We start from the raw sequence: 23,003 nt of genomic DNA, 5'->3' as shown, positions 1-23,003 counted from the left end.
GAGAAACCAAACGCCGTCTGGTTAAACCAGGCGGCGTTTCACTATTTAGGCATCCATTGACACTAATACCTAATAGGCGTGGAATGTACCCGAAAGGATTTAATGGCGAAGAAACAACATTATGAAGAATTCAAAGTTAGCGGCGAAGACGTTCTGAAGAAAGTTAAGCAGCTAATTAAAGAGGGGAATGTTCGTTCCATTACTATTAAAGACAAGGACGGGAAGACATTAGTACAAATGCCCTTAACTGTTGGAGTGATCGGCGCCGTCATTGCGCCGGTACTGGCTGCCATTGGTGCCATTGCCGCGCTTGTTAGCGAGTGCACTGTCGGTGTGGAGCGTGAAGGGTAGTACGCCAGCGAAAACCCTTTCGGCCGCGTCAAAACCCTGCTAGCTTTTGCGCTCCCGCTCGCCTACGCGGCTCCGCGAAGCCAAAAAGAGTTTCCGCTAGCTTGGTTTGAGAATAGAATTAAATCATGCAAACAGTCTTGGCAAGAATAATTGGCGGAATATATCGAGGGGCGATGAAGCCCTATTTTTTTGCCCACGACGCCGAGAAAGTGCACGACCGCATGACCCAGGTTGGCATCAAGCTTGGCCACTCGGCTTTCTGGAGATGGATAGTTAGATTCGCCTTACGTTACGACCACCCGATGTTGGAACAAGTTGTATGCGGCATTAGGTTTTCTAATCCGGTTGGCCTCGCGGCGGGTTTCGACAAAGAGGGGCTGCTCGTCGACATCCTACCAGCAGTTGGTTTTGGGCACGCCGAAATCGGTTCAATCACAGGTCTACCTAGCCTAGGGAATGCCAAACCACGCCTGTGGCGCTTGAGAGCCTCAAAGGCTCTTGTCGTTAATTACGGCCTTAATAGTACGGGCAGTGCCGCCGTTGCCAAACGACTGAAAAACAAAAGTTTTACGCTTCCCGTTGGAACGAGCGTCGCCAAAGCGAATATCCAAGCGACCGCCCAAGATAAGGCCGGCGTCGAGGACTACTTAAAGAGCTTTAAGGCCTTCAGCGACATCGGCGACTACACCACTGTTAACATCAGTTGCCCGAACGCTTTCGGCGGCCAACCGTTCAATGACGTCGCCCGGCTTGAGACCTTACTCGACGAGCTGCGAACCGTTCCGACTAAAAAGCCTGTCTTCGTCAAACTACCGCCGGACTTGGCGTGTGAACAAGTAGATAGAATTCTAGAGATTTGTACAAAATACCAAGTCAGTGGCCTAGTTTGCGCCAACCTGACTAAGGACCGTGACAATAAAAAAATACGGGCAAAAATTGTCGAGAAGGTGATTCCTGGGCCTGGCGGTATCAGCGGCAAGGTCGTTGAGGAGTTGTCTAACGACTTGCTGTCTTACATCTATGAAAAGTCGGGCGATAGATTCGCCCTGATAGGCGTTGGGGGCATTTTCAGCGCCGAGGACGCCTATGAAAAAATTAGGCGCGGGGCGACGCTCGTTCAACTCATTACTGGAATGGTCTACAACGGACCCCAACTTATCGGCGAGATTAACCGCGGCCTGGTGCGCTTGTTGAAACGTGACGGCTATAGCACGCTTAGCCAAGCTGTCGGCAGTGCCCACCGCAGCGCGAAATAGACAGTTTTTCATAAGCCGGTTACGATAATTTTATGAGCCCGACGCGACGGATGTTTATTTTCATCGCTTTGCCTTTGGTGATCTTGTTTGCTGGGCTAGCAATCTACCTCAGTACCGGACATAAAAGCTCCCCTGCCTCACCCGAGACAAGCTCGAACGCAACCAATACTCAGGCTGCCTGCAGCCCGACTGCTTTGAAGTCACCTGTGGATGTTTCGTTAGTTACGAGCGTTCTTTACCCAGGGCAAGTACGCGGCGGCGACTTCAAACCACACGGTGGCTTCAGGTTGAATAATACCGACAACAACCTGGCCAATGTTGTGGCACCGTTAGCAGCCAAAGTCACGGGTGGTAGCCGCTACATAGAGATGGATGAGCTGCAGTATATGTTTGACTTCAAGACCGACTGTGGCCTGGAATATCGGTTTGACCATTTGAAGACGCTCTCGCCCAAACTTCAAGCGGCAGCCGACAAGTTGCCCGAAGCAGAGGTAGATAACTCAAGAACCAGCCGTGTTTCCAACGTCAGTGTTGAGGCGGGCGAAATAATTGCCACAGCGGTTGGATTTGAGAATAGTCCGCCCGGCGCCCCGGAGGGTCCGAACGCGTCGTTTGACTTCGGTCTTTACGACAAGCGTCAGAAGAATGCGGCTTCCGAAGATTCGTCATGGGTTGCTGCTCACAAAGAAGAAGGCGACCAGGCGATCTATGCCGTTTGTTGGCTAGATTGGCTCCCGGCAGCTGAGTCAGCAGTACTCAAAGCCTTACCCGGCGGCGATTCTACCAGCGGCAAAACTAGTGATTACTGCCGTTAGATCCAGGCCGAGATTAGCTAAAATGCCCCCTTAAGTGGTGGATTTAGTTTCCGTTTGGCAGTAAAATGAAGCGGACAACTACTGAGTTTCGACTCAGGAGCTGATCCTTTCATCGGAGAAGACCTAGTTGCTAACTATCTTTAATCGTAGTCGTAAGCCGAGGCCTCAACACCGTGTCACAGTGAGTAACGGTCGGCCGCAAGGTCAACACGACATTAAGCCGCCGCTTGTGGCGCTCGAGGAGACGGCAACAGAATGGCTGAATACGATTGCTCCAGACGTCGAGGAGACGCTTGAGCTTGAGTTGCAAGTCGAATGCCGTCGCATTCCGGGTAGTCGATCATTCACCGGCCTGGTGGTGATCTGTCGCCCTGAATATAACCAATCAAGCCTTCAGGTTAGGATTCGTCCAAAACCTGGAAGGAAAGTGACCGACGAGCAAAGCCGCTATCACTGGCTGTGCCACCTCGTTCACCCTGACCCTGGACGGATCGACGAGATTCTCGTCCGCGCCCGTCCGGCAGCCCAGCTACATCTGGGCAAGCACGACCCAATGGCGTCCCTCACCAAAGAGGTGCCCGACGGTCCCGAAGCGATTGTCGGCAGGAAGCGGCGAGAACGAGCCCAGCGGCTCGATCAGACACTGCAATACGTCAGGGCTGTCAAGAAGCGAGCTTTCTTGCAGCAGCTCTGTGCGGCGTTAAACGATCGCTCAGACTGCCTCGCAGGCGTTGGCTACGGTGCCATTTGCCAGGAAATCAGCCGACTGATGCATGTGCGGTTCGAGAACTCGAACATCACCCAGGCGTTGGTCAACGAGCTCGTCAAGCTTGGCGTACTCGAACCTGTTCCGGGAATCAAGGACCAGGTCTTCCTGCCCACGGTTCTATTCGGCGAGTATGTCGAGGACCAAGAAGAAGTTCGCCGTCATGAACGGATCGAACAGCTTCAGCGGGAGGCAGCAACGCTCGTTAAGCTCCGCGACGCCGCCCTTCGCGATAAGGATCGACACCTGCAGCAAGTCAGGGAGCTCGACCTTGCCATTGCGAAGCAGGACGAGCGTTTAACCGACACCGAAGAGACGCTTCGAGGGCTTTGCGTGTGAGAAAGCCTCATCAGTGGGCCCGGGGAATACCCCGGGCCCATTTACTTATCTCGACATTATATGGCGCTAACCCTAATATGAGCTCATGGCAGCTAATTATTTTTCCTGGAAGGACAATGGCCAGAGCCACCTCAGCATCGGGGCTGTTGTCATTAATGATGAAGGTAAAATCTGCAGTCATCACTTTACTAAGTTACCGTTCGAGGTTTTCGGCACCCGTTACGAGCGCGATGTTTACTTGTTAATGCGCGAAACCGTTGAGCCTAACGAGACGCTAGAAGTTGCGCTTAGCCGCGGCTTAATGGAAGAGTTTGGCATGAAGACGACCTTAAAGACATATATCGGCAGTATTCTGTGCCACTTCACTCAAAAAAATACCAAGATCGAAAAAACCACCCTGTATTTTCTTTGCCAATACGTTTCTGACGATCTTAACAGTCGCCGTCGTGGCGACGCTGAAGCTCGCAGCACTCTAGAATGGCATGAGCCTAACTTTTTGATGCAAAAAATGCAGCAACAATTTAAGTCTACCGGGCGTGAAGATATCAACGAAGCACCGATTATTGCGCGGGTCAAAAAACTTATCGCACCGAGTTAAACTAACGACCGGACAAAATCAATCAGTTTCTGGATTAGCGAAGGAGATTCAACCTGGATGACGTACTTAGTGTCACTGTAGTTGTCGGCGTTATCAAAAGCTCTGACCTCGACAAAATAAGTCCCTGGCTGCTCAAATGGCACCGAGAGCGTTGAAGCCGAGGGCAAGCGGAGCTGTTCTTCGCGGCCCTTCAAGTAAACCTTAGTATAGAAGGTGTCCTGCAAACCGCTTGTAGCGTCGCTGCTTGCAAACTCAAAACGAACGACCTCGCCAACCTTGACGCGGTTTTGGCTAGCCCGAACAACAGGCGCCTCAGGCGCTGTTTCATCAATTCTCACTCGATAGTGAGCAACCTGCCCCATGACGCCGTCCTTTAACCAGGCGACGTGGAAGTATTGTTCGCCGTCGGCAGGGAGTACAACGACCGTACTGGCGCTAGCGGTAACGGTCCCGCTCTCTGGAGTGCCATTTGAACTCTGATCCAAGCGATAAATTGCTTGGTAACCCTCCCGAGGTTGCCAACTAAACTCTGCCCGCCGACTAGCAACCCACACTTCACTATTAGGATGGGTCGAGGAGAAAACTAAAGGCGCAGCCAGACTATCCAGCGAAGGAAGTGCCGAAGAGGTTTGCTCTGAGGTACTCGGTTCACTACTCGAGCTTGCAAGATCGACTACCCTGTAGCTGCCATTGGCCGCGGCTCGTAAAACATTTGTACCCAGACCATCGTTTGCCAGAACCCTCGTTTTACTTTTGTTGAAGCCTATCACTGTCTCGCCGTCGGCGACTGGCTTCAGGACTAATTCAACAATAGTGCCAACCCCGTAGCCAAAGCCAGGTGTGGGCAAGCCACAGCTAAAATCAACCGTGCCAAGCGTGTTATCAACTATCCTTTGGGTGATTAGATCCTGACGACAGAAGGAGTTTGTCGTCACCAGTTCCCTGACTTGCACTACAGCGGGGTTGAATGAGAGGCCAATTTGGACGGCGTTCACTGGTTCGCCGCCAGAAGCTAGTCTGACCGCAACGCGTTTCTCGAAATTTTTGTCGACGATGTCAGCATTTGGCGAAAGACCGAGTACAGAATTGTAGATCGTCGGTTTAGGACTATCCATAGGGGTAACAACAGTGCGCGCAACAATACGGTAGGCCGCAAAGGTCATTGCGGCAACGATGAACCCTGCCAGTACCAACCAGAGCCAGTCAACCACGGTCACTGTTCGTAAAGGTTTGCGGCGGACGTGCAGGATAATCGCGACAAAAACTAGGCCGAATATCACCGACAGGACATATTGTTGGACCGCCCTGTTCTGGGGCACAAAGACAAACGCCCCACCATATATTTCATTTTCTGCCGTTTTGATCGCAACTTTCTTAACCAGGAAGTGCCGATCGCCAAGCCTAACGCGCTTTTGGAGACCCGCAGCCCGAACAAGATCGGAACCGCTATTAATGTACGCCGCAACAGATTCGCGCGCGTTCTCAGAAGCGAAACTGCTGCCAACCACGCCATCGAGCTCTGTGAAAAAGGCGACTTCAATATTAGTGCCCTCACCAAAATAAATCTGCTTAAAATGCTGCGCATAATCGTCATCGAGCCAGAAGCCACCGTAAACTGCACCGCTAACAGATCCGCCGCGTAATATTGGCTGCGCTGAGAGAGCTATCAATGGGAAGTTTCGCCCAGGACCGACGGTCGTTAATGCTTTGCCTTGAGCAGCTGAACGCCCCCAAGGTGTAGTTTGAGCGACAAAGTCGCCACGACTGGAGGTGGTCGGGTAACGAGCCAGGGCAACGCCATCGTCGTTAACGGCCACCATTGTGCTTAGCTGCTTCGCCGCGGCTTCTTCTTGCAGAGCCATTACAAGACCCAAGACGTCTTGTTTAGCTATGAGTTCCGGGATTCGCCCTTCAGCAACCGTTGCTGCTGTCTGATCTTTGGCAAAATTCTTATCCGCTTCTATGCCATTTTGAACCTTTTCCAGATTTTTATCAGCGCTTGTGCTTTCGAACCATCCGAGCAGAAAAGTTGCTAACGGCAGGACAACAACGCCCAATCCGATCAGGATAAGAGCCGTAGCCCGAAAATACTTCCGTTCAACTCTGGGCGACATAAGATAAGCCTACGATCAGCGTACACCCTTTGCCGCGAGCAAAAAATGTAAGCCTCACCTTGAAATTGAGTCGCCGCACCTTGATTTTCGACCGTTTTCCGGTAGACTGCGCCCAGCTGCTCAGGCAGCCTAAGGAGACAATCATGTTAGACGACAAGCGGTCGCTGCGTGAGGAGCTCTGCGGGCTTCCTCAAGTAGTGATCTTTATATTTATGATTTTTTGGGCCACGGGGCTTGGCAGCTGGGTCGGCCGGAACTTTTCGGAATGGATCCGCGACACTAACCCTAACGCCCATCTTCGACTCGAAAAGCAATCGGAGTGGGGCAACCTACTACGACAAAAGGTTGATCGGGCTAAGAAGCTTGGACAAGCCTATAGCATTCCAGAATACTTCTCCGATCTCCGCGACTCATACGTTTACGAGATCAAGTTTGAAGCCGCGACCACGTTCGGTGACATGCTGGAACTCCAGCGTCTTGCTCAACAGAACATCGAAAACGGCTGGGATAATCCAGCCGTCCAGAAGGTTCTGAAAGAAGAGCAGGACAAGACCGAGCAATTCCGCCAGAAGCTACGATCCGAACTTAGCCAACTAGTAGCTTCTTCTGAAGCGGCTAGGGCAGCGAAGTTGCCCAAGTCTCCACCAGTACCTTGGTACATGTGGATCTGGGGCTTTGCCGTCTGGCTGGTTGCAAGCTACGGCAAGATCGCCTTCTTGAGTGCGCTAACTTATCCACTGCGGGCCTTTGGCTCTAACGGAAATCTGAGCGATCTACAGAAGTTGCGACGCTGGATCAAGGCAATCATCTGCTGGCCGATCGACTTATGGCGTTATCCTTTCGACACATGGCGAGAGGTCATCGCGGAAGCGGAGCTCCGGCGGAGCGGCCGGAGTTGGAAGAAGTTGTTCGGCCCGCTCTCGCGAGCAGACCGGCTCTTCGTCCGCAAAGTCGCTAGCAACCATCGACGCTTCCGCGCCTGGCGAGCTCAACTGCGCCAGAGCAACATCCCGCGCTGGAGCCTAGTCACAGCGCTCAGCGTCATGCTGTTGTTGCTACCGCTACTCAGCCTCGCATCGTCAACGCCCAACAACGACACCGCTAAGGGTGAGGCCTGCATCACTGCAAGCCACAACCTTGCGGTCGCCTTCGGCACTACAGACCCCGACCCGCCTTGGCCTGTCGGCATCGCCCAGATGGCACTAGCCGAGAATTCGATAACGATCACCGCCTTGCCGCTAAGTTCGCCTCAGTTGTTTTACAACCCTGAGCGCAAAATTCGGCCTGGCCCGATCCGCGAGATAACCCACGTGCCCTTGACGGTTCAGACGCTCGTCGTCTGATCGGAGGGCATCGTCCTCTGGTCCCTGGCAACACACCATAGGAATAGAACGTGAATAGATACCTCGCAATCGCATTCGTCGTCGCGGCGACCTCGCTCGCCCAGGCCCAGGTAACTGGTGCCGGCTTCTCAGCGTTCCACCACCCCGGTTTTCAAACGGCTCAGCACTGCTGGATCGACTTTGGCACCAGGGACGCGGACCTGTCGCTCTACGTGTTTGGCTGGAATCAACCCCAGCCTCTGGCTTGGCTTGAGGGCTACCTCAAGAAGCCTCTCAAGTTGGGATCGCTGAACTTCACCCCGGGCGTCTTCGTGGCGTTCGCCCAAGGAGTTCGCCAGACGGGCCCGGCCTTCACCCTCGACGGCAGCGGTAAAAACTGGTCACTTTTCGTGACTGGTTCGCTGATCGGCGAGCAGGGAGCGAGGCCGACCCTTTTTATCCCGGCCGCGCGGTTGTTCCTCGGAGAGGAGCGCCGTTTGAGGTTTGGGCTGGAAGGTTCCTATGTTACCCAGAGCGATTGGAGCCAGCTTCGGCTTGGCCCCGTCGCCGCCTACCAGATCGCGGACAACGTCACGCTGCGACTGGCATTTCTGAAGGGGACTCGCAACGGAAGGGGAGACGAGCTCCGCTTCACGACCGTGTTCCGCTTCTAGACTCGACGACTACGCCCCTAATAAGGGCAGGGCCAGCCGGATTTCCGGCTGGCCCACTTCTTTATAAAAACTTCCTCGCCCTCCTTGACTCTAGGGGCTGAACCGAGTAGTATTGTCCCACCCGTCAGCTAAAAAGCTGACAAGGAGAGTTCGTAACGATGTCGAAATCAAGGAATCTCAACGCCCATCAGGCGCCGAAGACTCCGGGTTGGAAGGTTCTGCATAAGGCCGTTGAGACCGTTTTGCAGCCGCCCTTCAGCACGGAAGAGGCTGCCTGGTTCCAGCTGCAGCTACTGGCTCGTGCTACGGAGCACATTCCCACAAACAGTCTAGCCATGATGGCGCCGAAGCTGGTCCGAGGCTGCTGCTCGGTCTACGCCGAGCACGAGGGCTGGCCGTCGAAGGTCGCATTGTTCTTCGACAGCCAGATCGGTCCCAAGGCCCTTGGCGAGCTGCTAGTGGCCGAGGAGGGCTGGCGTCTCGAGGTAGTGTTGGGAACGGAGACCGGCTACGTGGTGTTGAACGGCAACTACAAGCCGCCAATTACCCAGGCTGATCTCATTGAGGCCAACCGCCTTGGCCGCCTGGTGGGACCTGGCTCCAAACTCTCTCGAGCGAGCGAGGGCCTGCTGGTTGTTAGTAGACCCTAAATCGCCCTGACCCTCCCCAAAGACGCCCCACAGAATCTGTGGGGCGTCAGTTTTACTACCCCGATATGCGATAATTTAAATATGGATAAAGCAACGTTTGGCGCCGGTTGTTTTTGGGGCGTTGAAGCCGCTTTTCGTATGCGGAAGGGCATAGTTGGGACTGTCGCCGGTTACACGGGCGGTTATGTCGATAGTCCCACTTATTCACAAGTCTGCGGCGGCCGGACTGGCCACGTCGAAGCGCTACAGATTACGTTCGACCAGAAAAAGATTTCCTACGAGCGGTTGCTAGAGATTTTTTGGCAGATTCATGACCCAACCCTCGAAAACCGGCAGGGTAACGACGTTGGACCGCAGTACCAGGCAGTGATCTTTTATCACAACGAAGCGCAGAGAATTGCCGCGGAAAAATCCAAAGAAGACCTTGAGAAATCAGGTACTTACGACGAAGCGATTGTGACTCAAATCAGGCCACTGGATAAATTCTACCCCGCCGAAGAGGAGCACCAGCGCTACTTAGAGAAACATCCCGGCGGTTACTGCCATATCGACCTAAAATCAATTCATTAGAACCATAGGCGACTGAAAAGGCGACCTCCACTGGGAAGGTCGCCTTTCGGCTGTGTGCGCCGTTAAGCGCAGAGTTGTTCGAAGAGATGGGCCTCGTGCTTCAGCACGTTCGTCGGCCGGAACGCTTCCGTCCACTCAAGTCTCGCCTGCGGGCAGACAAAAACTTTGCGTAGAGCTCGGTTCCACTGCTTGATCTTCCAAGCTGAGGCCTTGAGCTGTGACGACGGCTGCAGCTCGGCGCGCATCACATAATCGGCTAACGTCGTCGGCTGAGTCTCGAACTGCCAAGTCGCCGTGAACTCGGCAAGTTGCTGCTCCGCCTGGTCGAGTGACTTTGGCATACTGAGCACTGGCCCGCTGTACTCGAAGATGTTGAACGCCGCGAGTTGAATTACCCGGTAAGCGTCCTCGGCCTTCAAGCCATGCGGCTCGACGAGTTGCTTCAGCACCTCTTTGGCACCGGCCGTGGCGTAGCAGCCCCGGCTGAGAATGATCTCGATCAGCATGTTGTGCCGATAGATGACCAGGCCCTTCAGTACCTTGGTTAGCACCGAGACGGCGCGCATTGTGACGTGGAACAAATCCGGCCAAAACACACGCTCGACGCATGACTGCTCGATTGCTCTCTCCTCCCAAGTCCGAATGTTTTGCTTGATGCCAGCGGCGTACGTGGAAGCCATCCGCCCCATTCCCTCAAGCTGCTCCGTGTTGATCGGGTTCTTCTTATGCGGCATTGCAGAAGAGCCCTTTTGCTCTTTCGCGAACGGTTCGTGATAGAGCGGCAACGGCGTCCGAGCGTTGAGACGGATATCGAGAGCGATCTTGTCGATCGTCAACACTGTCTGTGCCAGGGCGTCCGCCAGAGGCGTGTAGATCTCACGTGGGATGATCTGAGTGGCGCCGCAATACGGCTCCAGGCCAAGAATCTCTAACGCCCGGCGCTCAATGTCCGGATGGATTGGCCCCCAGTTGCCAACAGCCCCCGAGATCTTGGAGTAGCGCAGCTTGGCTTTCGCCTGCTCAATGAGCAGACGGTCGGCCTCAAGCGCTCGTAGCCAAGTGATGCAGCGTTTACCGTGAGTCTGCAGCTCGCCTTGCTGGCCGTGTGTTTTGCCAACCATTAGAGAGAAGCGGTGTTTAAGCGCTTGGGCCTGCAACACCTCTTTGAGTTTCGCCAGTTCCTTCAGGACCAGGTGGCTCGCATCGATGAGAGTCCGGGCAAAAGCCGCTTCCTGGGTGTCGTAGCTGGTCATGTTGCTATGAAGCAACGGCTGAAGGCGTGTCGGCAGGCGCCGCGCACGTTCCTCCAGAAAGGCATTGAGATCGTGGTGGATCTTTTCGTCGCGGCGCTTCCACCACTTCAGGTCGACAGGATGGGCGAGCAAAGCGCCCTTGAATTCGCGGAAATCAGCCTCTGAGAACTCGTGGCTCTCAGTGTAGGCTTGGGTTACCGCGATCTCAGTATCCTGCCAACGCTTCACCTTAGTCTTGTCAGAAAAAATCGCAGTAATGTCTTCCTGCGCGTAGCGTTCTATCATAGTTCATCTCCAGAATGTAGGGTGCAGGCAGTAACCCGCCTCCCCGGATTACGTTGGGATTATTTTACGGCAAGCTCGACATTTTTAACAGGGTCTGAGGTTTTACTGTAAGTCCTGTTTACCGTACAATGACCGCACAGGAATTGATCCTGACATTACGGTACGGAGAACTACATGGAAAAACAGCTTCGAAAAGAGGCAGCGGATCGAATAATGCTGCCGCTCGACTTTTCAACCTACAACGAAGCTGCCGAGCCTATCGAAAAGCTTGGCGGCCAACTCGGGCTATTCAAGGTCGGTTTCGAGCTCATCAGCTCTGGAGCAGCACACCGTGTTGCCAGCCGCGCCTTTCAACAGAACGCTGGGGTTTTCTGGGACGGGAAGTTCAAGGACATCCCCAACACCGTCGAACGAGCCTGCCGGATTCTCATGCAAGACGCCGCAATCTCAATGCTCAACGTCCACGCCGATGGCGGGTCGAAGATGATGAAAGCGGCGCGCAAGGGCATCGACGAAGGTTACGAACGACGTTGGCGCGACGCCTCAACCAGTGTGCCGCCCAGACCGAAGCTTCTGGCCGTAACCATCCTGACTAGCCTGGGTTATGACGACCTAGTCGAAATCAGTATGTTTACAGAAGTGGAGCGCGGCAACGGTGGGCACGACGAGCAGATTCGACAACGGGTGGTGAGCCTCGCTAAACTCGCTCAAGACAGCGGGGCTGATGGCGTGGTCGCTTCGCCAAAAGAAATCGAGGCTATTCGCACATGCTGTGGCCCCGGGTTTCTTATCGTCACGCCCGGTGTTAGGCCGGATTGGGCGAGCAAGGACGACCAATCCCGAGTGATGACGCCGTTCGAGGCAATCTCGCTCGGCGCTGACTATCTAGTGATTGGGCGGCCGATCACCCAACCGCCTGCTGAGATTGGCGACTCCGCTTCGGCGGTAACGCTGATCGCTGATGAAATCGCCCAAGCCCTGGCGGCACGAGCCCCAATCGCTACCACCTGAGGAGAGATGATGAACCCTGCTATGACCTCAATTCTCGCTGCTCAAACGATCGACGAGATTCTCGACCTTCGCCCCGACGATATCGCGGGCGTTATGAGCCAGGAGGAGGTGACTCACATCCTCAGGCTCGCTGACTGCTTCTGGATGCACTCGGGCAACCCCGAGGATCCGCACGCCATTCTGACTAGCGGGAAGTGCAGCGACGGTTTCGTCAACGTTCTTCCCGCCCTATCGTACACCCCGATCTGTAACCTTTTTGGTGCGATGATCGCTCGGCAGATCGAGCAATCGTATCCGAATCTACATGGTCGGGACGTCTGGGTGATCGGCTCAGCGTACGCCGCTATCGATCTCTCAAAAAGCGTGGCCGACTGTCTAGGTGCTCGTCACGGCTGTGGCGAAAAAGACGGTGACGCTCAACGCTGGCAGCGTCTGGAAATCAGGCCCGAAGACACGGTCATCCAAGTCGAGGAGCTGATGACAACGCTGAAAACTCTCGTTGCTGTCCGTAACGGCATCATCGCGGGCAACAGTACACCGGTTCGCTTCGCACCGTTCGTGGCGACGCTAGTCCACCGCTCTCCTATCGAGGAGTTTGAAGGCCAGCCGATTTTCCGATTGGCCCACTACGACATCGAGACCTGGGAGCCCGAGGACTGCCCGCTCTGCAAACAGGGCTCGGAGCGCCTCAAGCCCAAAGTGCCAGCCGAAAACTGGCAGCGACTCACCGGCGCAAGGCGATAAATCGCCAAGTGCCACGGATCACGAGCCCGCAGGAAATTCCTGCGGGCTCGCTTCATACCTTGGCATCGAGGTGGCTTTACCTTATAATCCCTCCTTGAGCGCACAGGACCCCTGTTTTGTGCCGCACCCTTCACCTAGAGGCATTACACTATGAGCAGCTCAGCCCCAGAAAAACGTGGCGACCAGTTGGCCGAGGGCAAGACCAAGATTATTTGGCCAACCTCTAACCTCAACGTTGTCCTCGTTGAATCAAAAGACGACATCACCGCCGGTGATGGCGCCAAACACGACATCCTCGAAGGAAAAGCCGTTGCGGCAAATACCACAACTTGCAACGTCTTCGAGCTCATCAACTGCGTCGGCCTCGTGCCGACCCATTTCCTTGCTCGCCACGATGACCGGACTTTTCGCGCTGTCAAGGCGAGGATGGTCCCGATCGAGGTTGTCGCCCGACGGGTTGTAGCCGGGTCGTATCTGAAAAGAAACCCCGATGTTGCCGAGGGGACAAAGTTCCCCGACCTCGTGATCGAGTTCTTCTACAAGGATGATGCCGAGCACGACCCGATCATGATCTGCAAGTTCGGCGAAAACGGAAAGCCTTGGTTTTCACTACACGATGCCAAGCAACCGATCTCGGCCGTAACCGAACTTGGCAAGCTCAGCCCTCGAGAAGTCGAGGCGCTGGGTCTCAACGAGAACCACATCAACTTGATGCGGCTCGGGGCAGCCTCGGTCTTCGAAACGTTGGAGCGGGCGTGGTTGAAGCACCACATGGTACTTGTCGACTTAAAGGTCGAGTTCGGGTTCGACCGCTATGGTCGCCTCATTCTCGCCGATGTGATCGATAACGACTCGTGGCGCATTTGGCACTACGGTCAGCCCGATGGAATGTTGGACAAGCAGGTTTACCGAAACCTCAGCACCGATGACCCGGAGGCCAAGGCCGAAGCCATGGCCAAGATCAGCGACAACTACCAGCGCGTTGCCAAGATGACCGAAAGCTTCTTTTAGCTCGCGGCTTCTAGCTTCAACGCAACCATCCAGGCCCGTGGGGATTCCTCCGCGGGCCTGTTCGCTTTTTATAATTAACGACTGTTCTGCTTGAACAATAAATACTTCTTTTGATTTAAACACGTGCTAAAATTCCCCCAGATTGAGGAATCGCTCCTCGACATATCGGAGGCTATCGGATAATGGAGTTTGGTACCCCTGGCTCAGGCCTAACCACGACCAAGACGCCCTGGCTAGAACAAGCTAATGAAAATGGTGAGTTCTACCTGCCGCGTCAACCTTACGAATGCTATAGCCAGGCTAACCACGATACCTGGCGACGACTTTACCTGCGGCAAATGCCGCGCTGGCGGCAGTTCGCCGTCCCGGAGTTTCTGGAAGGTGTAACGGCCTTGAACCTCCAGCCGGACCAAGTGCCGAACTTTGGAGACATCAACCGTTTCCTCGAACCCCTGACCGGCTTCCAAGCCAAAGGGGTGAGCGGCTACGTTCCTGCTTTCTTATTCTTTCAATGTCTAAGGAATCGGGAGTTTCCAACTACTGTCACCGTTCGCGATGGCAAAAAGCTCGGCTATCTGCCGGAGCCGGACATGTTTCACGACATTGCCGGACACGTACCGATGCACACTAACCGGCGTTTTGCCGACAACTTGGTTCAATTCGGCAAGGTGGCTCAGCGAGCTGCCAAGCGCTCTCAAAGCGAGTTTCGAGGCGACGAGCAGATCGATGTTGTCGCCTCGAACATCAAGGCGCTGGCTCGGGTCTTTTGGTTCACGGTGGAATTCGGCCTGATGGAATCGGATCGAGACGGTCGTCTCAAAGTTTACGGTAGTGGCTTGCTTAGCTCCCACGCTGAGATTCGCCACAGTATCGTTTCGCCGCAGGTTCAGCGCTTTCCGCTTGACCTAAGGTGGGTGATCAACCAGTACTTTGAGATTCACCACTTCCAGCCGCTGCTGTTCTTCGTCGAGAACTTCGATCACCTCTTTGAACAACTTGCAGTCCTTGCTCGTTGGCTTGAAGAAGGTCGTCTCGACAATGTCTCCCCCGGCGAGCCGGACGTCAGAGAGGAAGATATCAAGTCCTTCCTTGAAGCCGTTTGAGCTCGTCTCTAAGCACCCTGTTGCGCCGAAGCGCGATGGGGTGCTTTACTTATAGTATAAGGAGGGAAAATGTTTTGGCATAAAAGAGAGGATAAGCCGTTCGTTGCCGTCGCGATGACAATGATCATTCTCGGCGCAGCGATCTTGGCTTTTGGATTAGTCGGTTGGCTCACTAACGTTAGCGCGAATGAGCTGATCGTCGCTTTTCCGTCGCTCAAAGTAATGGGCGGCTTGGTAATTATTGGCCTGGGATACATCCAGCTCGAGCTGGGCTTGTTGCGCAAGAAATAGGTTCGTAGAGTTTACCACTAGCCAATATTAGGTAGAATGATGGGAGCATGAATCCCATTGTTTACGTTGCTGTTGGCGGAGTTGCCGTCGGTGTTTTCGTCGGCGCAGCTCTGACTTATTTTTTCTTACGATCCCGTCGCCACGATACTGAGCAAATTATCGCCATCGCTAAAGAAAAGCTGTCGAGCGATAAAGAAGAGATGAAGACTGACCTTGAGGGCAAGAAAGACGTTATCAAGGGTATTGTCGACGAGTTACGCAAACACGTCACCGAAACAAACCGCCAATTCATGGAGAGCGAGAAAGAGCGTATCTCGTCATTTTCGGAACTCAAAAAAGAGCTCGAAACCCACAAGCAGCTTGCCAGTGAGTTACGCGGTTCAACAGATCAGCTGAAAAATATTCTCAGCAACAACCAAATGCGCGGCGCTTTTGGCGAGCGCATTGCCGAGGACCTGTTGAAAATGGCGGGCTTCGTTATTAACCAAGACTATTTCTCTCAAACACAGGCTGGCGAGGGACGGCCGGACTTCACTCTGGTACTGCCTGACAAAACCAAGGTTAATATCGACGTTAAGTTTCCGTATCAAAACCTGCAGAAATTCGTCGAGGCAAGCGACGCCGAAGAAAAGAAGCGCCATTTCGCTCAATTTCAACGCGACGTTAGGGAAAAAATTAAACAAATCGCGACTCGCGACTATATTAATCAAGAGGACAACACCGTTGATTTCGCCATCGCCTTTATCCCTAATGAGATGATTTTTAGTTATATATATGAGCACTCTAACGACATCTGGGAAGAGGCGATGCAGAAAAAGGTCGTACTAGCCGGGCCGTATTCGTTCGTCGCCCTATTAAGACTAGTCAAACAGGCCCACTCTAACTTCCGTTTACAATCTAACATCCATCAGATCATTCAATTAGTTCAGAAGTTCCGCGCTGAGTACGATAAGTTCTCCGGCGAGCTTGACACCTTAGGAGCCCGACTCGACTCGACTTCAAAACAGTTCCAGGTTGTGTCTTCAACTAGGAGCCGGCAGTTAGGACGAGTTATGGACCAGATTGACAACCAGAAGGTCTTCAGTGAAGCCGGCGGCTCGCCAGTCGACGAGCAGCGTACCCTCGAATAATTTCCGCTGCCAATCAAGGGGAGCGACGCTTGACAGCCGCAACCCAAATGCGTAGCGTCTACAAGGGTGCAATAAGAATTATGAATAGACATAAGAAAAATAAGGGCGAGACAATTTGAGGCTTTTGGCCTCTTTTTTTTACCCAATTTTAGGAGGAGGAAGATGAACAAGATTGGCCTACGGGTCGGGGGAAAGAAGATCGAGGTTGATTTCAACGAGCACTTTCGCGCGCTGGCAAAGGTTAACGAAGCGATGACAAGTGGCGTGCTCGAGCATTACCGAAAATGTGGCTTAACGTACGTCGACGTGCCGGCAATCGTTGGCATCACAGGAGCCTGCGAGAATATCGACACGCTTTTTCGGGTGGGCAGCCGAACCGAAGTGCCGCTATTTTTCGCCCAAACTGGCCAATTATCTTTAGAGCAAGCACTTCAAACGCTGCCTGGTGTTTGCACGATTATTCATTCCGGTCGCGACGAAGAGAAGGAAGACAGTCGTCATTTGAGACAGTTTCGGCTAATTGAGGAAGAGTTTGACTGCACCTTGGCTGGAATGGCTAGGGAGAGCTACGACGAGGACAGAATGTACGAGGCGTTACTTGAGCACATCCAGAACGCGATTCGCGCCATGGTCGCAAGCGCGCTTCAAGCCGAATCTAACACTCTCGCTCGCTACGGTCGCAACGTAAAAAAACTCGAGCAAGCGCTGAGTAAACCGTTCCTTAGAATAGAGTACGAGGAAGCAATTGCGCTGCTCAAGGATAATGGCTTTCCAAACTTAAAATTCGGGGACGATCTCGAATCAAATGAAGAGGCAAAAGTCGTGGCGCTACTTAACGCCGCGGGAGAGGAATTGCCAGTCTTCATCATGAAATACCCAAAAGAAATAAAGTTCTTCAACATGAAAACTTCCTCCAAAGACTCTAGGGTTGCCCTGTCTGCCGATCTCATCCTCCCGTATTCCGGCGAAGGCGTTGGCTCAGCGGTGCGAGAGCACGAGTTTGAACGCCTCGATGAGAGACTGAAGGCCTCGACAATGTTTAAGCTTCACCTCGAGCGGGGCGGCACCTACGAAGATTTTGCCTGGTACCTAAATATCATGAAGGCGCAAAAGACTAACCCTCACGCTGGTTACGGAATTGGTAACGACCGAGTGATGCAGTATGCCTTCGCGACGCCAGACATTCGGGCCGTCTCTCTCTTCGCCCTTCTCAACACCCAGACCGGCGACTGGCAGAAAAAGCCAGCCGTAGCCGCTAACTAATTAGCCGCCAGTTTCTAGGTTTGGTAAACTAACAGGGATGAATCAGCAGGCACGGCCGGAAAGCGAGATACGTCTAGACAAACTTCAGCAGCTGCAAAAGCTCGGCGTTAACCCATACCCTGCCGTCGTGCCAGAACACCTAACCCTTAACGAAGCCAGGCAAAAAAAAGATGGCGCCAAGGTAGCAATCGTTGGACGCGTCTCCGGCATCCGTGGCCACGGCAAATCAACATTTTTTGACCTCGTTGACGAAGGCGACAAACTGCAGGCTTACTTCAAGCAGGATGAGATTGGGGATAAAGACTACTCACATTTAGCGCTACTCGACGTCGGCGATTTTCTCTGGGCCAGCGGCGAATTATTTACCACAAAAGCTGGGGAGATGACCCTAAAAGTTAAAGAATATGCGCTGCTCTCAAAATCCCTGCTGCCTATTCCGGAACACTGGCATGGCTTGTCGGACGTTGAAACGCGTTATCGCTCGCGGGCGCTCGATTTCAAGATCAACGAAAACGCTCGTCATTTGATCGAGGTTCGTGGCAAGGTCGTTGAACTCATTCGCGAGTTTTTTATCCGTCACGGATTTTTGGAAGTCCACACACCGATTCTGCAACCAATCCCCGGCGGAGCGGCCGCCAAACCATTCAAGACACGCTATAACGCTTTGGAGGCAGATTTTTATTTACGTATTGCGCCTGAACTTTACTTAAAACGACTGGTGGCCGGTGGGTTTAACCGAGTTTTTGAGATCGGGCCAAGTTTTCGTAACGAAGGCCTGTCTCACATTCATAACCCGGAGTTCTATTCAGCCGAGGCGTACTGGGCGTATCAGGATTATGTGGGCTTTATGGCAGCGACTCAGACGCTAGTCCAAGAGTTAGTCAAAAAAGTTACGGGTTCGCTCAAAGTCAAATACCAAGGCCAGACGATCGATTTCTCTCGTGACTTCGCTGTCAGAAAATACGTTGAGATTGTCCGTGAAGACACCGGGATTGATATCGAAAAACTGACTGATTTTAAAGACCTCAAAAAAGCCGTCGATGAGAAAAAAATAACTTTTGAGAATCAAAAAATTAGCGTGTGGAGTGAGCTTGTCGACGAGTTATTCAAAAAAGTCTGCCGCGACAAGATAATGCAGCCAACTTTCGTCATTGATTACCCAATCGCCTTGCAGCCGCTCGCTAAACGCCATCGTGCCAATCCAGAACTGGCCGAACAATTTCAACTAATCGCCGCGGGCGGCTTTGAGTTAGTGAAGGCCTATTCAGAGCTGAACGACCCGATCGACCAAGAGGCCCGTTTCCGCGAACAGATGAAGATGAGAGACGCCGGCTGGGAAGAGGCACAGATGCTCGACGAGAACTTTATTGAAGCCTTGAAATTCGGCATGCCGCCGACGGCCGGGTGGGGCTTAGGCATTGAGCGCCTGGTAATGCTGCTAACCGACCAACATTCGATCAAGGAAGTAATCCCGTTCCCGACTCTTCGACCAAAAAAGTAGAGCATATCGTCTCGACAAAATACGCTAAACTTGGTAGAGTAACGCCACCACTGCCTAAGTCGAGCAGTTACAGGAGATGAACATGGCAGGATTAGCTGGTTCCGTACCTTTCGTTTACCGAGCCCAAGGCATGGCCCAGGGAGAAGTACCGTTCGACAGCAAGTGGCTGCGTCACGCTGCCAAACAATGTCCGAACGAATCGATCTTTCATTCGTTGCTCGCGCGTCACAACTTCGAGCGTTGCCAATACGGCGACGCCCGCGACTGCCTCGTCGAGGCAATCAAGCGGGAAACCAACCCGCAGGAGAAGGCGACGCTTGAGAGCGAGCTACGAGAAGTCATGACTTTGGGTTCAGGTGACTGACCCAAACCGAAGGCCCATCTGCTACACTACGAAGCATGATGGGCCTTCTTCGTTTTAAGCAGTTCTCAAAACTACCGAATATTGTGCATGGCATCTCGACGACAGATTACGGTAATTTGTCCTATAAATGGGCCGAAAACAATCAGCAAACCGCCAAGGATGTACGAGACAAACGACGTCTATTTTTTAAGGATTTAGGGATTAACGAACACGACGTCGTCGCCACGCAGGTTGTTGGTGGTAAGAAGTTTTATGATTTAGACGCAACAGATCGAGGACGGGGGATAGATAGCCCCTCCGAGGGAATTGCTGGCGACGGCTTTTTCACCACTTCTCCGGGTACTTACCTGTTCGTCATTGTGGGCGATTGTCTGGCGCTTTTTCTGTTTGAACCTGAAAAACGGGTTTGCGGCTTGGTTCACTGCGGTTGGCGGGGCGTAGACAAAGAAGTTCCTCAGTTGGCCGTAGAATATATGGTTAAAAAGTTCAACTGCGACGCCTCGAAGATCATCGTCGGTCTCTCGCCCGCACTGCAGAAAGAGTCCTCACTTTTTAAAGATTTTCATGAGATTAGCCCTGAACGGCTGAAAGCCTGGAAGCCGTATATAAAGAAGGTGGGCAACCAGTTCCAAGCCGATTGGATTAAATTCGCTCTCGATCAGCTAGCTGAAGCCGGGATTGACCCGAAAAATATCGAAAACAGCGGTATCGACACCCGTAAAAACAAAAAATTCTATTCGCATCGTCGCAGTGAGCAAGATAAAACGCCCGAAGGTCGGTTTGGTTGCCTCATTGGCATCCTGAAATAGCTATTAATTTCCCCGCCCTAAACCGTTGACTTCTGGGGCTATACCTGTTATACTCGCGCCCGACACTGCGTAACCCGACGGGAAGCGCAGCGTGGCACACAGCCAAAAACTAGGAGAAACAGAACATGCGAAAGTTAATCGCTCTATTCGTCATCGTGCTCGTCGCGACTTTCGCGACAGCCCAGAAAATCCCCGATGAGTGGGGTCAGCAACAGCAGACTCCGCCTCCAACCAAGCAGACTCACGCTTGCAACCGACCGGACTGCCCGGTCCCCGACTGCACAAAAATGCACTCGCAGTGCTCGCAAGGGCACTGGGACTGTGAGAAAGCTCACAAGATGTGCGAGACGTGCGGTCAAGAGGACTGCGTCATCGACCACACCAAAGGCGGTACCGGCGAGGGCAACGGACTTGGCAAAAGCGATATCGAGAGCATCCGCTTCGAGCTCGAAAGCGCCAAGAACGAGATCGAGCGTCTGAGAGCTGCTGAGAAGGCGGCCGTCGATGCCCGGAACGAGGCCGAACGCCTTGCTGCCGAGCGCGAACGCGCCCGAGTCTCTAACCGCATCAAGCGGGAAGTGAACCGGCGAAGCAGCGCTTACAAGTCCGCTAAGTCGTCCGGTAACCGCGCCGCCACCACTAAGGAGGGTCTTAAGCTCTCTGCGTGGCTCGGTGAGGTCGAGAAGGTCGCCAAGATCAAAGATATCGCCCAGTGGTACAAAACGAACCATGAAGCGCTATCCGAGATCGCCGGTGCTCGCAACGCCATCAAGTGGCTAAACGAGCAGTACGGCAAAAACGGCACCGGCCCGATGCCAGCGATGATCGACGATTGGTCGGTTGCCAAGGACACGCTCGGCGAGAAGCCGATCCAGCGCCTGAACAACCGGCAGTCAAACGTCGAAGCGTATCTCGCCAAAGGCGGCTACGACTCGAACATTGACTACACCACCACGTCGGTACCGACGACCGAGGAAAGCACTGGCGGAACAACCAGCACGCCAACCGAGGAGCAGCCGACCGAGCCTTCGGGCCCGGCCTGGTACGACATCGCCATCAACTGGCTCGTCGCCAATTGGCTTTGGTTCGTCGTCGTAATCCTCAGCCTTGGCCTTGCGTGGTTTATCCTCAAGGTTGGCGTTCCGTTCATCGGAGGTTGGATGGCAGCACGCAACACGCCTGCGCCGCCGCCGACGGTCACGAGGAACATCGACACAATAACCGGACCGATCGCGGGCGGTGACGCCTTCTCGATCATGGTCACCGGCCACGGCCGCCGAACGAAGGTGGTCTTCGAGGAGATTGTCGGTGCTGGGACTGGTGCCGTTTACCAGGCAACCAACCTCAAGTACTACGCCGACGCGATCGAGGGCAAGACTCCTCTCGTAGCCCACCCGGGAACCTACAGGGTCCACGTCGTCAATCGTGACGGCACGAGCGCCCTCGCTGGCACCTTCGACTACACCTAATGCAACCGCGACACTCCTAGTGTTTCGGCTGCCACGTCCGAATGGGCGGCCCCGCAAGGGGCCGCCTCTTCTTTTGCCTAGATTTAAGTTAAGTAGTCACGCAAGCGCGAGGATTCCTCGTGCTTTTTTAGTTTCTGCAAGGCTTTCGCTGCAACTGCGAGCCGTAGGGCAAGAAGTGAAGCAAAAGCGAGAGCGATAGCTTAGGTCAAATAGTCACGCAGACGCGAGGACTCTTCGTTTTTCTTTAATTTTTGCAAAGCTTTTGCTTCAATCTGACGGATACGTTCGCGGGTGACACCGAATTCCTTGCCGACTTCTTCCAGAGTATGGGTTTTGCCGCCGTCATCCAGCCCAAAACGCATTCGCAAGATCTTTTGCTCGCGGGGCGTTAGGATTGATAAGGATTCCTGAACGTGGCCTTTCATTAATTGATAAATAGCCTGCTCCTCGGGCGACATCTGCTGCTTGTCTTCGATGAACTCACCAAGCGTTGAGTCGTTCTCTTCGCCAACTGGCGCTTCAAGCGAAACAATATCTTGCGAGATCTTCATAATATGTTCCAATTTCTCGACCTCAATGCCGAGCTTTTTAGCCAGCTCATCGTAGGTCGGCTCGCGACCAAGTTCTTGCTGCAGCTCGCGCTGGACCCTCATGTAGCGGTTGATTGTTTCCACCATGTGAACCGGGATACGAATGACACGGGCTTGGTCGGCGATGGCGCGGGTAATCGCCTGGCGAATCCACCATGTTGCGTACGTCGAGAATTTAAAACCTTTCTTGTAATCAAATTTTTCCACTGCCCTCTGGAGACCTAAGTTACCTTCTTGCACTAGATCCAAGAGCGATAAACCGCGGCCGATGTATTTCTTGGCAATCGAAACTACCAGACGCAAGTTTGCTTCGGTCAGACGGCGCTTGGCAGCTTTGTCGCCGCGTTCGATACGTTTTGCCAGCCGCACTTCTTCGTCCGGTGTAAGTAGCGGGTATTGGCCAATCTCGCGTAGGTACATACGCACCGAATCTTCGCCGAGACCAGTCAGATCGTCATCTTTGTCGTGCTTTTTCTTCGCGTCCCCTTCGGCTGGAATCTCGAGCAGCGGTTTTGCCTCGCGTATCTCCACACCAATTGTCGCTAAGTAACGGATGAAAGCGTCGATCATCTCCAAGTCTTTTTCCGGCTCTGGATAAGCTTGGACAATTTCTTTATAAGTCACAAAGCCGTGCTGTCGGCCCTTTCGGATTAAGTACATTAATTCCTCCGGGAAACTTACCCCGGCGTCTTGTTTTATTTTTTTCGGCACAGCTTTTGCCATA

23 protein-coding genes are annotated in these 23,003 nt (G+C 53.5%); 20 read left to right on the top strand and 3 right to left on the bottom strand.

Going from position 1 to position 23,003, the window contains the following annotated elements; genetic code table 11:
• The first annotated feature begins 102 nt into the window (after nt 1-102).
• The 5 genes from HY845_00345 to HY845_00325 all read left to right on the top strand — a co-directional run bounded on the left by HY845_00345 (nt 103) and on the right by HY845_00325 (nt 4,125).
• Nucleotides 103-351: a DUF4342 domain-containing protein gene (locus tag HY845_00345; GenBank protein ID QQG51794.1), complete on the top strand. Its 249-nt coding sequence runs from the start codon at nt 103-105 to the stop codon at nt 349-351.
• A gap of 125 nt (nt 352-476) precedes the next feature.
• Nucleotides 477-1,607 carry a quinone-dependent dihydroorotate dehydrogenase gene (locus HY845_00340; protein ID QQG51793.1) on the top strand — a complete coding sequence of 377 codons (1,131 nt, stop codon included), beginning with the start codon at nt 477-479 and terminating at the stop codon, nt 1,605-1,607.
• A 32-nt stretch (nt 1,608-1,639) separates the two neighbouring features.
• The gene (locus HY845_00335) at nt 1,640-2,422 is read left to right on the top strand and encodes a hypothetical protein (protein ID QQG51792.1); all 783 of its coding nucleotides are present in this window, start codon (nt 1,640-1,642) and stop codon (nt 2,420-2,422) included.
• 127 nt (nt 2,423-2,549) lie between these two features.
• The gene (locus tag HY845_00330) at nt 2,550-3,527 is read left to right on the top strand and encodes a hypothetical protein (protein QQG51791.1); all 978 of its coding nucleotides are present in this window, start codon (nt 2,550-2,552) and stop codon (nt 3,525-3,527) included.
• Between the two features lie 85 nt (nt 3,528-3,612).
• Nucleotides 3,613-4,125 (top strand): NUDIX domain-containing protein, encoded by a 513-nt coding sequence (locus tag HY845_00325; protein ID QQG51790.1) that lies wholly within the window; start codon nt 3,613-3,615, stop codon nt 4,123-4,125.
• Here the strand turns inward: HY845_00325 and HY845_00320 are convergent.
• Nucleotides 4,122-6,239, bottom strand: coding sequence for a hypothetical protein (locus HY845_00320; GenBank protein ID QQG51789.1), 2,118 nt, complete (start codon nt 6,237-6,239; stop codon nt 4,122-4,124). The two genes, HY845_00325 and HY845_00320, sit on opposite strands and share 4 nt — an antisense overlap.
• Before the next feature lie 143 nt (nt 6,240-6,382).
• Here HY845_00320 and HY845_00315 point away from each other — a divergent pair, with 143 nt between their 5' ends.
• The 4 genes from HY845_00315 to msrA all read left to right on the top strand — a co-directional run bounded on the left by HY845_00315 (nt 6,383) and on the right by msrA (nt 9,455).
• On the top strand, nt 6,383-7,582 hold the full coding sequence (locus HY845_00315) for a hypothetical protein (GenBank protein QQG51788.1): 1,200 nt from the start codon (nt 6,383-6,385) through the stop codon (nt 7,580-7,582).
• 50 nt (nt 7,583-7,632) lie between these two features.
• Nucleotides 7,633-8,235, top strand: a complete 603-nt coding sequence (locus HY845_00310) for a hypothetical protein (GenBank protein ID QQG51787.1) — start codon at nt 7,633-7,635, stop codon at nt 8,233-8,235.
• A gap of 158 nt (nt 8,236-8,393) precedes the next feature.
• Entirely contained in the window at nt 8,394-8,885 is a 492-nt protein-coding gene (locus HY845_00305) for a hypothetical protein (protein QQG51786.1), read from the top strand.
• An 81-nt stretch (nt 8,886-8,966) separates the two neighbouring features.
• Nucleotides 8,967-9,455, top strand: coding sequence for a peptide-methionine (S)-S-oxide reductase MsrA (gene msrA, locus HY845_00300; GenBank protein ID QQG51785.1), 489 nt, complete (start codon nt 8,967-8,969; stop codon nt 9,453-9,455).
• 62 nt (nt 9,456-9,517) lie between these two features.
• Here msrA and HY845_00295 read toward each other — a convergent pair whose 3' ends face one another.
• Nucleotides 9,518-10,993, bottom strand: a complete 1,476-nt coding sequence (locus HY845_00295) for a hypothetical protein (GenBank protein ID QQG51784.1) — start codon at nt 10,991-10,993, stop codon at nt 9,518-9,520.
• 174 nt (nt 10,994-11,167) lie between these two features.
• On the opposite strand from HY845_00295, the gene pyrF reads away from it, so the two are divergent.
• From pyrF to HY845_00240, 11 genes are all read left to right on the top strand, one after another.
• Nucleotides 11,168-12,004, top strand: a complete 837-nt coding sequence (pyrF, locus tag HY845_00290) for an orotidine-5'-phosphate decarboxylase (GenBank protein QQG51783.1) — start codon at nt 11,168-11,170, stop codon at nt 12,002-12,004.
• 6 nt (nt 12,005-12,010) lie between these two features.
• A complete protein-coding gene (locus HY845_00285) occupies nt 12,011-12,748 on the top strand; it encodes a hypothetical protein (GenBank protein ID QQG51782.1) in 738 nt (245 codons plus the stop codon).
• Between the two features lie 150 nt (nt 12,749-12,898).
• Nucleotides 12,899-13,759 carry a phosphoribosylaminoimidazolesuccinocarboxamide synthase gene (locus HY845_00280; protein QQG51781.1) on the top strand — a complete coding sequence of 287 codons (861 nt, stop codon included), beginning with the start codon at nt 12,899-12,901 and terminating at the stop codon, nt 13,757-13,759.
• A gap of 182 nt (nt 13,760-13,941) precedes the next feature.
• On the top strand, nt 13,942-14,862 hold the full coding sequence (locus HY845_00275) for a phenylalanine 4-monooxygenase (GenBank protein QQG51780.1): 921 nt from the start codon (nt 13,942-13,944) through the stop codon (nt 14,860-14,862).
• A gap of 69 nt (nt 14,863-14,931) precedes the next feature.
• Nucleotides 14,932-15,153 carry a hypothetical protein gene (locus tag HY845_00270; protein QQG51779.1) on the top strand — a complete coding sequence of 74 codons (222 nt, stop codon included), beginning with the start codon at nt 14,932-14,934 and terminating at the stop codon, nt 15,151-15,153.
• A gap of 47 nt (nt 15,154-15,200) precedes the next feature.
• A complete protein-coding gene (locus HY845_00265) occupies nt 15,201-16,283 on the top strand; it encodes a DNA recombination protein RmuC (protein QQG51778.1) in 1,083 nt (360 codons plus the stop codon).
• Between the two features lie 162 nt (nt 16,284-16,445).
• Nucleotides 16,446-17,546: a hypothetical protein gene (locus tag HY845_00260; protein ID QQG51777.1), complete on the top strand. Its 1,101-nt coding sequence runs from the start codon at nt 16,446-16,448 to the stop codon at nt 17,544-17,546.
• A gap of 37 nt (nt 17,547-17,583) precedes the next feature.
• The gene (gene lysS, locus HY845_00255) at nt 17,584-19,047 is read left to right on the top strand and encodes a lysine--tRNA ligase (protein ID QQG51776.1); all 1,464 of its coding nucleotides are present in this window, start codon (nt 17,584-17,586) and stop codon (nt 19,045-19,047) included.
• Nucleotides 19,048-19,129: 82 nt separating this feature from the next.
• A complete protein-coding gene (locus HY845_00250; GenBank protein QQG51775.1) occupies nt 19,130-19,411 on the top strand; it encodes a hypothetical protein in 282 nt (93 codons plus the stop codon).
• Nucleotides 19,412-19,446: 35 nt separating this feature from the next.
• Complete coding sequence (locus HY845_00245) at nt 19,447-20,220, top strand: polyphenol oxidase family protein (GenBank protein QQG51774.1); 774 nt, start codon at nt 19,447-19,449, stop codon at nt 20,218-20,220.
• Nucleotides 20,221-20,345: 125 nt separating this feature from the next.
• Nucleotides 20,346-21,689: a hypothetical protein gene (locus HY845_00240; GenBank protein QQG51773.1), complete on the top strand. Its 1,344-nt coding sequence runs from the start codon at nt 20,346-20,348 to the stop codon at nt 21,687-21,689.
• Between the two features lie 200 nt (nt 21,690-21,889).
• Here HY845_00240 and rpoD read toward each other — a convergent pair whose 3' ends face one another.
• A complete protein-coding gene (rpoD, locus tag HY845_00235) occupies nt 21,890-23,002 on the bottom strand; it encodes an RNA polymerase sigma factor RpoD (protein QQG51772.1) in 1,113 nt (370 codons plus the stop codon).
• Nucleotide 23,003: the final 1 nt, after the last annotated feature.

It is taken from the genome of Candidatus Berkelbacteria bacterium (assembly GCA_016432625.1).
Lineage (GTDB): Bacteria > Patescibacteriota > UBA1384 > 2-12-FULL-50-11 > 2-12-FULL-50-11.
This window is presented reverse-complemented; position numbering and strand designations above follow the sequence as displayed.

Excerpts from the sequence above, each read along its gene's own strand:
- HY845_00260 (QQG51777.1), top strand. The coding sequence starts at position 16,446 with ATGAACAAGATTGGCCTACGGGTCGGGGGAAAGAAGATCGAGGTTGAT.
- HY845_00285 (QQG51782.1), top strand. The coding sequence starts at position 12,011 with ATGATGAACCCTGCTATGACCTCAATTCTCGCTGCTCAAACGATCGAC.
- HY845_00335 (QQG51792.1), top strand. The coding sequence starts at position 1,640 with ATGAGCCCGACGCGACGGATGTTTATTTTCATCGCTTTGCCTTTGGTG.
- rpoD (QQG51772.1), bottom strand. The coding sequence starts at position 23,002 with ATGGCAAAAGCTGTGCCGAAAAAAATAAAACAAGACGCCGGGGTAAGT.
- HY845_00240 (QQG51773.1), top strand. The coding sequence starts at position 20,346 with ATGCGAAAGTTAATCGCTCTATTCGTCATCGTGCTCGTCGCGACTTTC.
- msrA (QQG51785.1), top strand. The coding sequence starts at position 8,967 with ATGGATAAAGCAACGTTTGGCGCCGGTTGTTTTTGGGGCGTTGAAGCC.
- HY845_00265 (QQG51778.1), top strand. The coding sequence starts at position 15,201 with ATGAATCCCATTGTTTACGTTGCTGTTGGCGGAGTTGCCGTCGGTGTT.
- HY845_00250 (QQG51775.1), top strand. The coding sequence starts at position 19,130 with ATGGCAGGATTAGCTGGTTCCGTACCTTTCGTTTACCGAGCCCAAGGC.
- HY845_00325 (QQG51790.1), top strand. The coding sequence starts at position 3,613 with ATGGCAGCTAATTATTTTTCCTGGAAGGACAATGGCCAGAGCCACCTC.
- HY845_00295 (QQG51784.1), bottom strand. The coding sequence starts at position 10,993 with ATGATAGAACGCTACGCGCAGGAAGACATTACTGCGATTTTTTCTGAC.
- HY845_00340 (QQG51793.1), top strand. The coding sequence starts at position 477 with ATGCAAACAGTCTTGGCAAGAATAATTGGCGGAATATATCGAGGGGCG.
- pyrF (QQG51783.1), top strand. The coding sequence starts at position 11,168 with ATGGAAAAACAGCTTCGAAAAGAGGCAGCGGATCGAATAATGCTGCCG.
- HY845_00345 (QQG51794.1), top strand. The coding sequence starts at position 103 with ATGGCGAAGAAACAACATTATGAAGAATTCAAAGTTAGCGGCGAAGAC.
- lysS (QQG51776.1), top strand. The coding sequence starts at position 17,584 with ATGAATCAGCAGGCACGGCCGGAAAGCGAGATACGTCTAGACAAACTT.
- HY845_00245 (QQG51774.1), top strand. The coding sequence starts at position 19,447 with ATGATGGGCCTTCTTCGTTTTAAGCAGTTCTCAAAACTACCGAATATT.
- HY845_00315 (QQG51788.1), top strand. The coding sequence starts at position 6,383 with ATGTTAGACGACAAGCGGTCGCTGCGTGAGGAGCTCTGCGGGCTTCCT.
- HY845_00320 (QQG51789.1), bottom strand. The coding sequence starts at position 6,239 with ATGTCGCCCAGAGTTGAACGGAAGTATTTTCGGGCTACGGCTCTTATC.
- HY845_00275 (QQG51780.1), top strand. The coding sequence starts at position 13,942 with ATGGAGTTTGGTACCCCTGGCTCAGGCCTAACCACGACCAAGACGCCC.
- HY845_00270 (QQG51779.1), top strand. The coding sequence starts at position 14,932 with ATGTTTTGGCATAAAAGAGAGGATAAGCCGTTCGTTGCCGTCGCGATG.
- HY845_00305 (QQG51786.1), top strand. The coding sequence starts at position 8,394 with ATGTCGAAATCAAGGAATCTCAACGCCCATCAGGCGCCGAAGACTCCG.
- HY845_00280 (QQG51781.1), top strand. The coding sequence starts at position 12,899 with ATGAGCAGCTCAGCCCCAGAAAAACGTGGCGACCAGTTGGCCGAGGGC.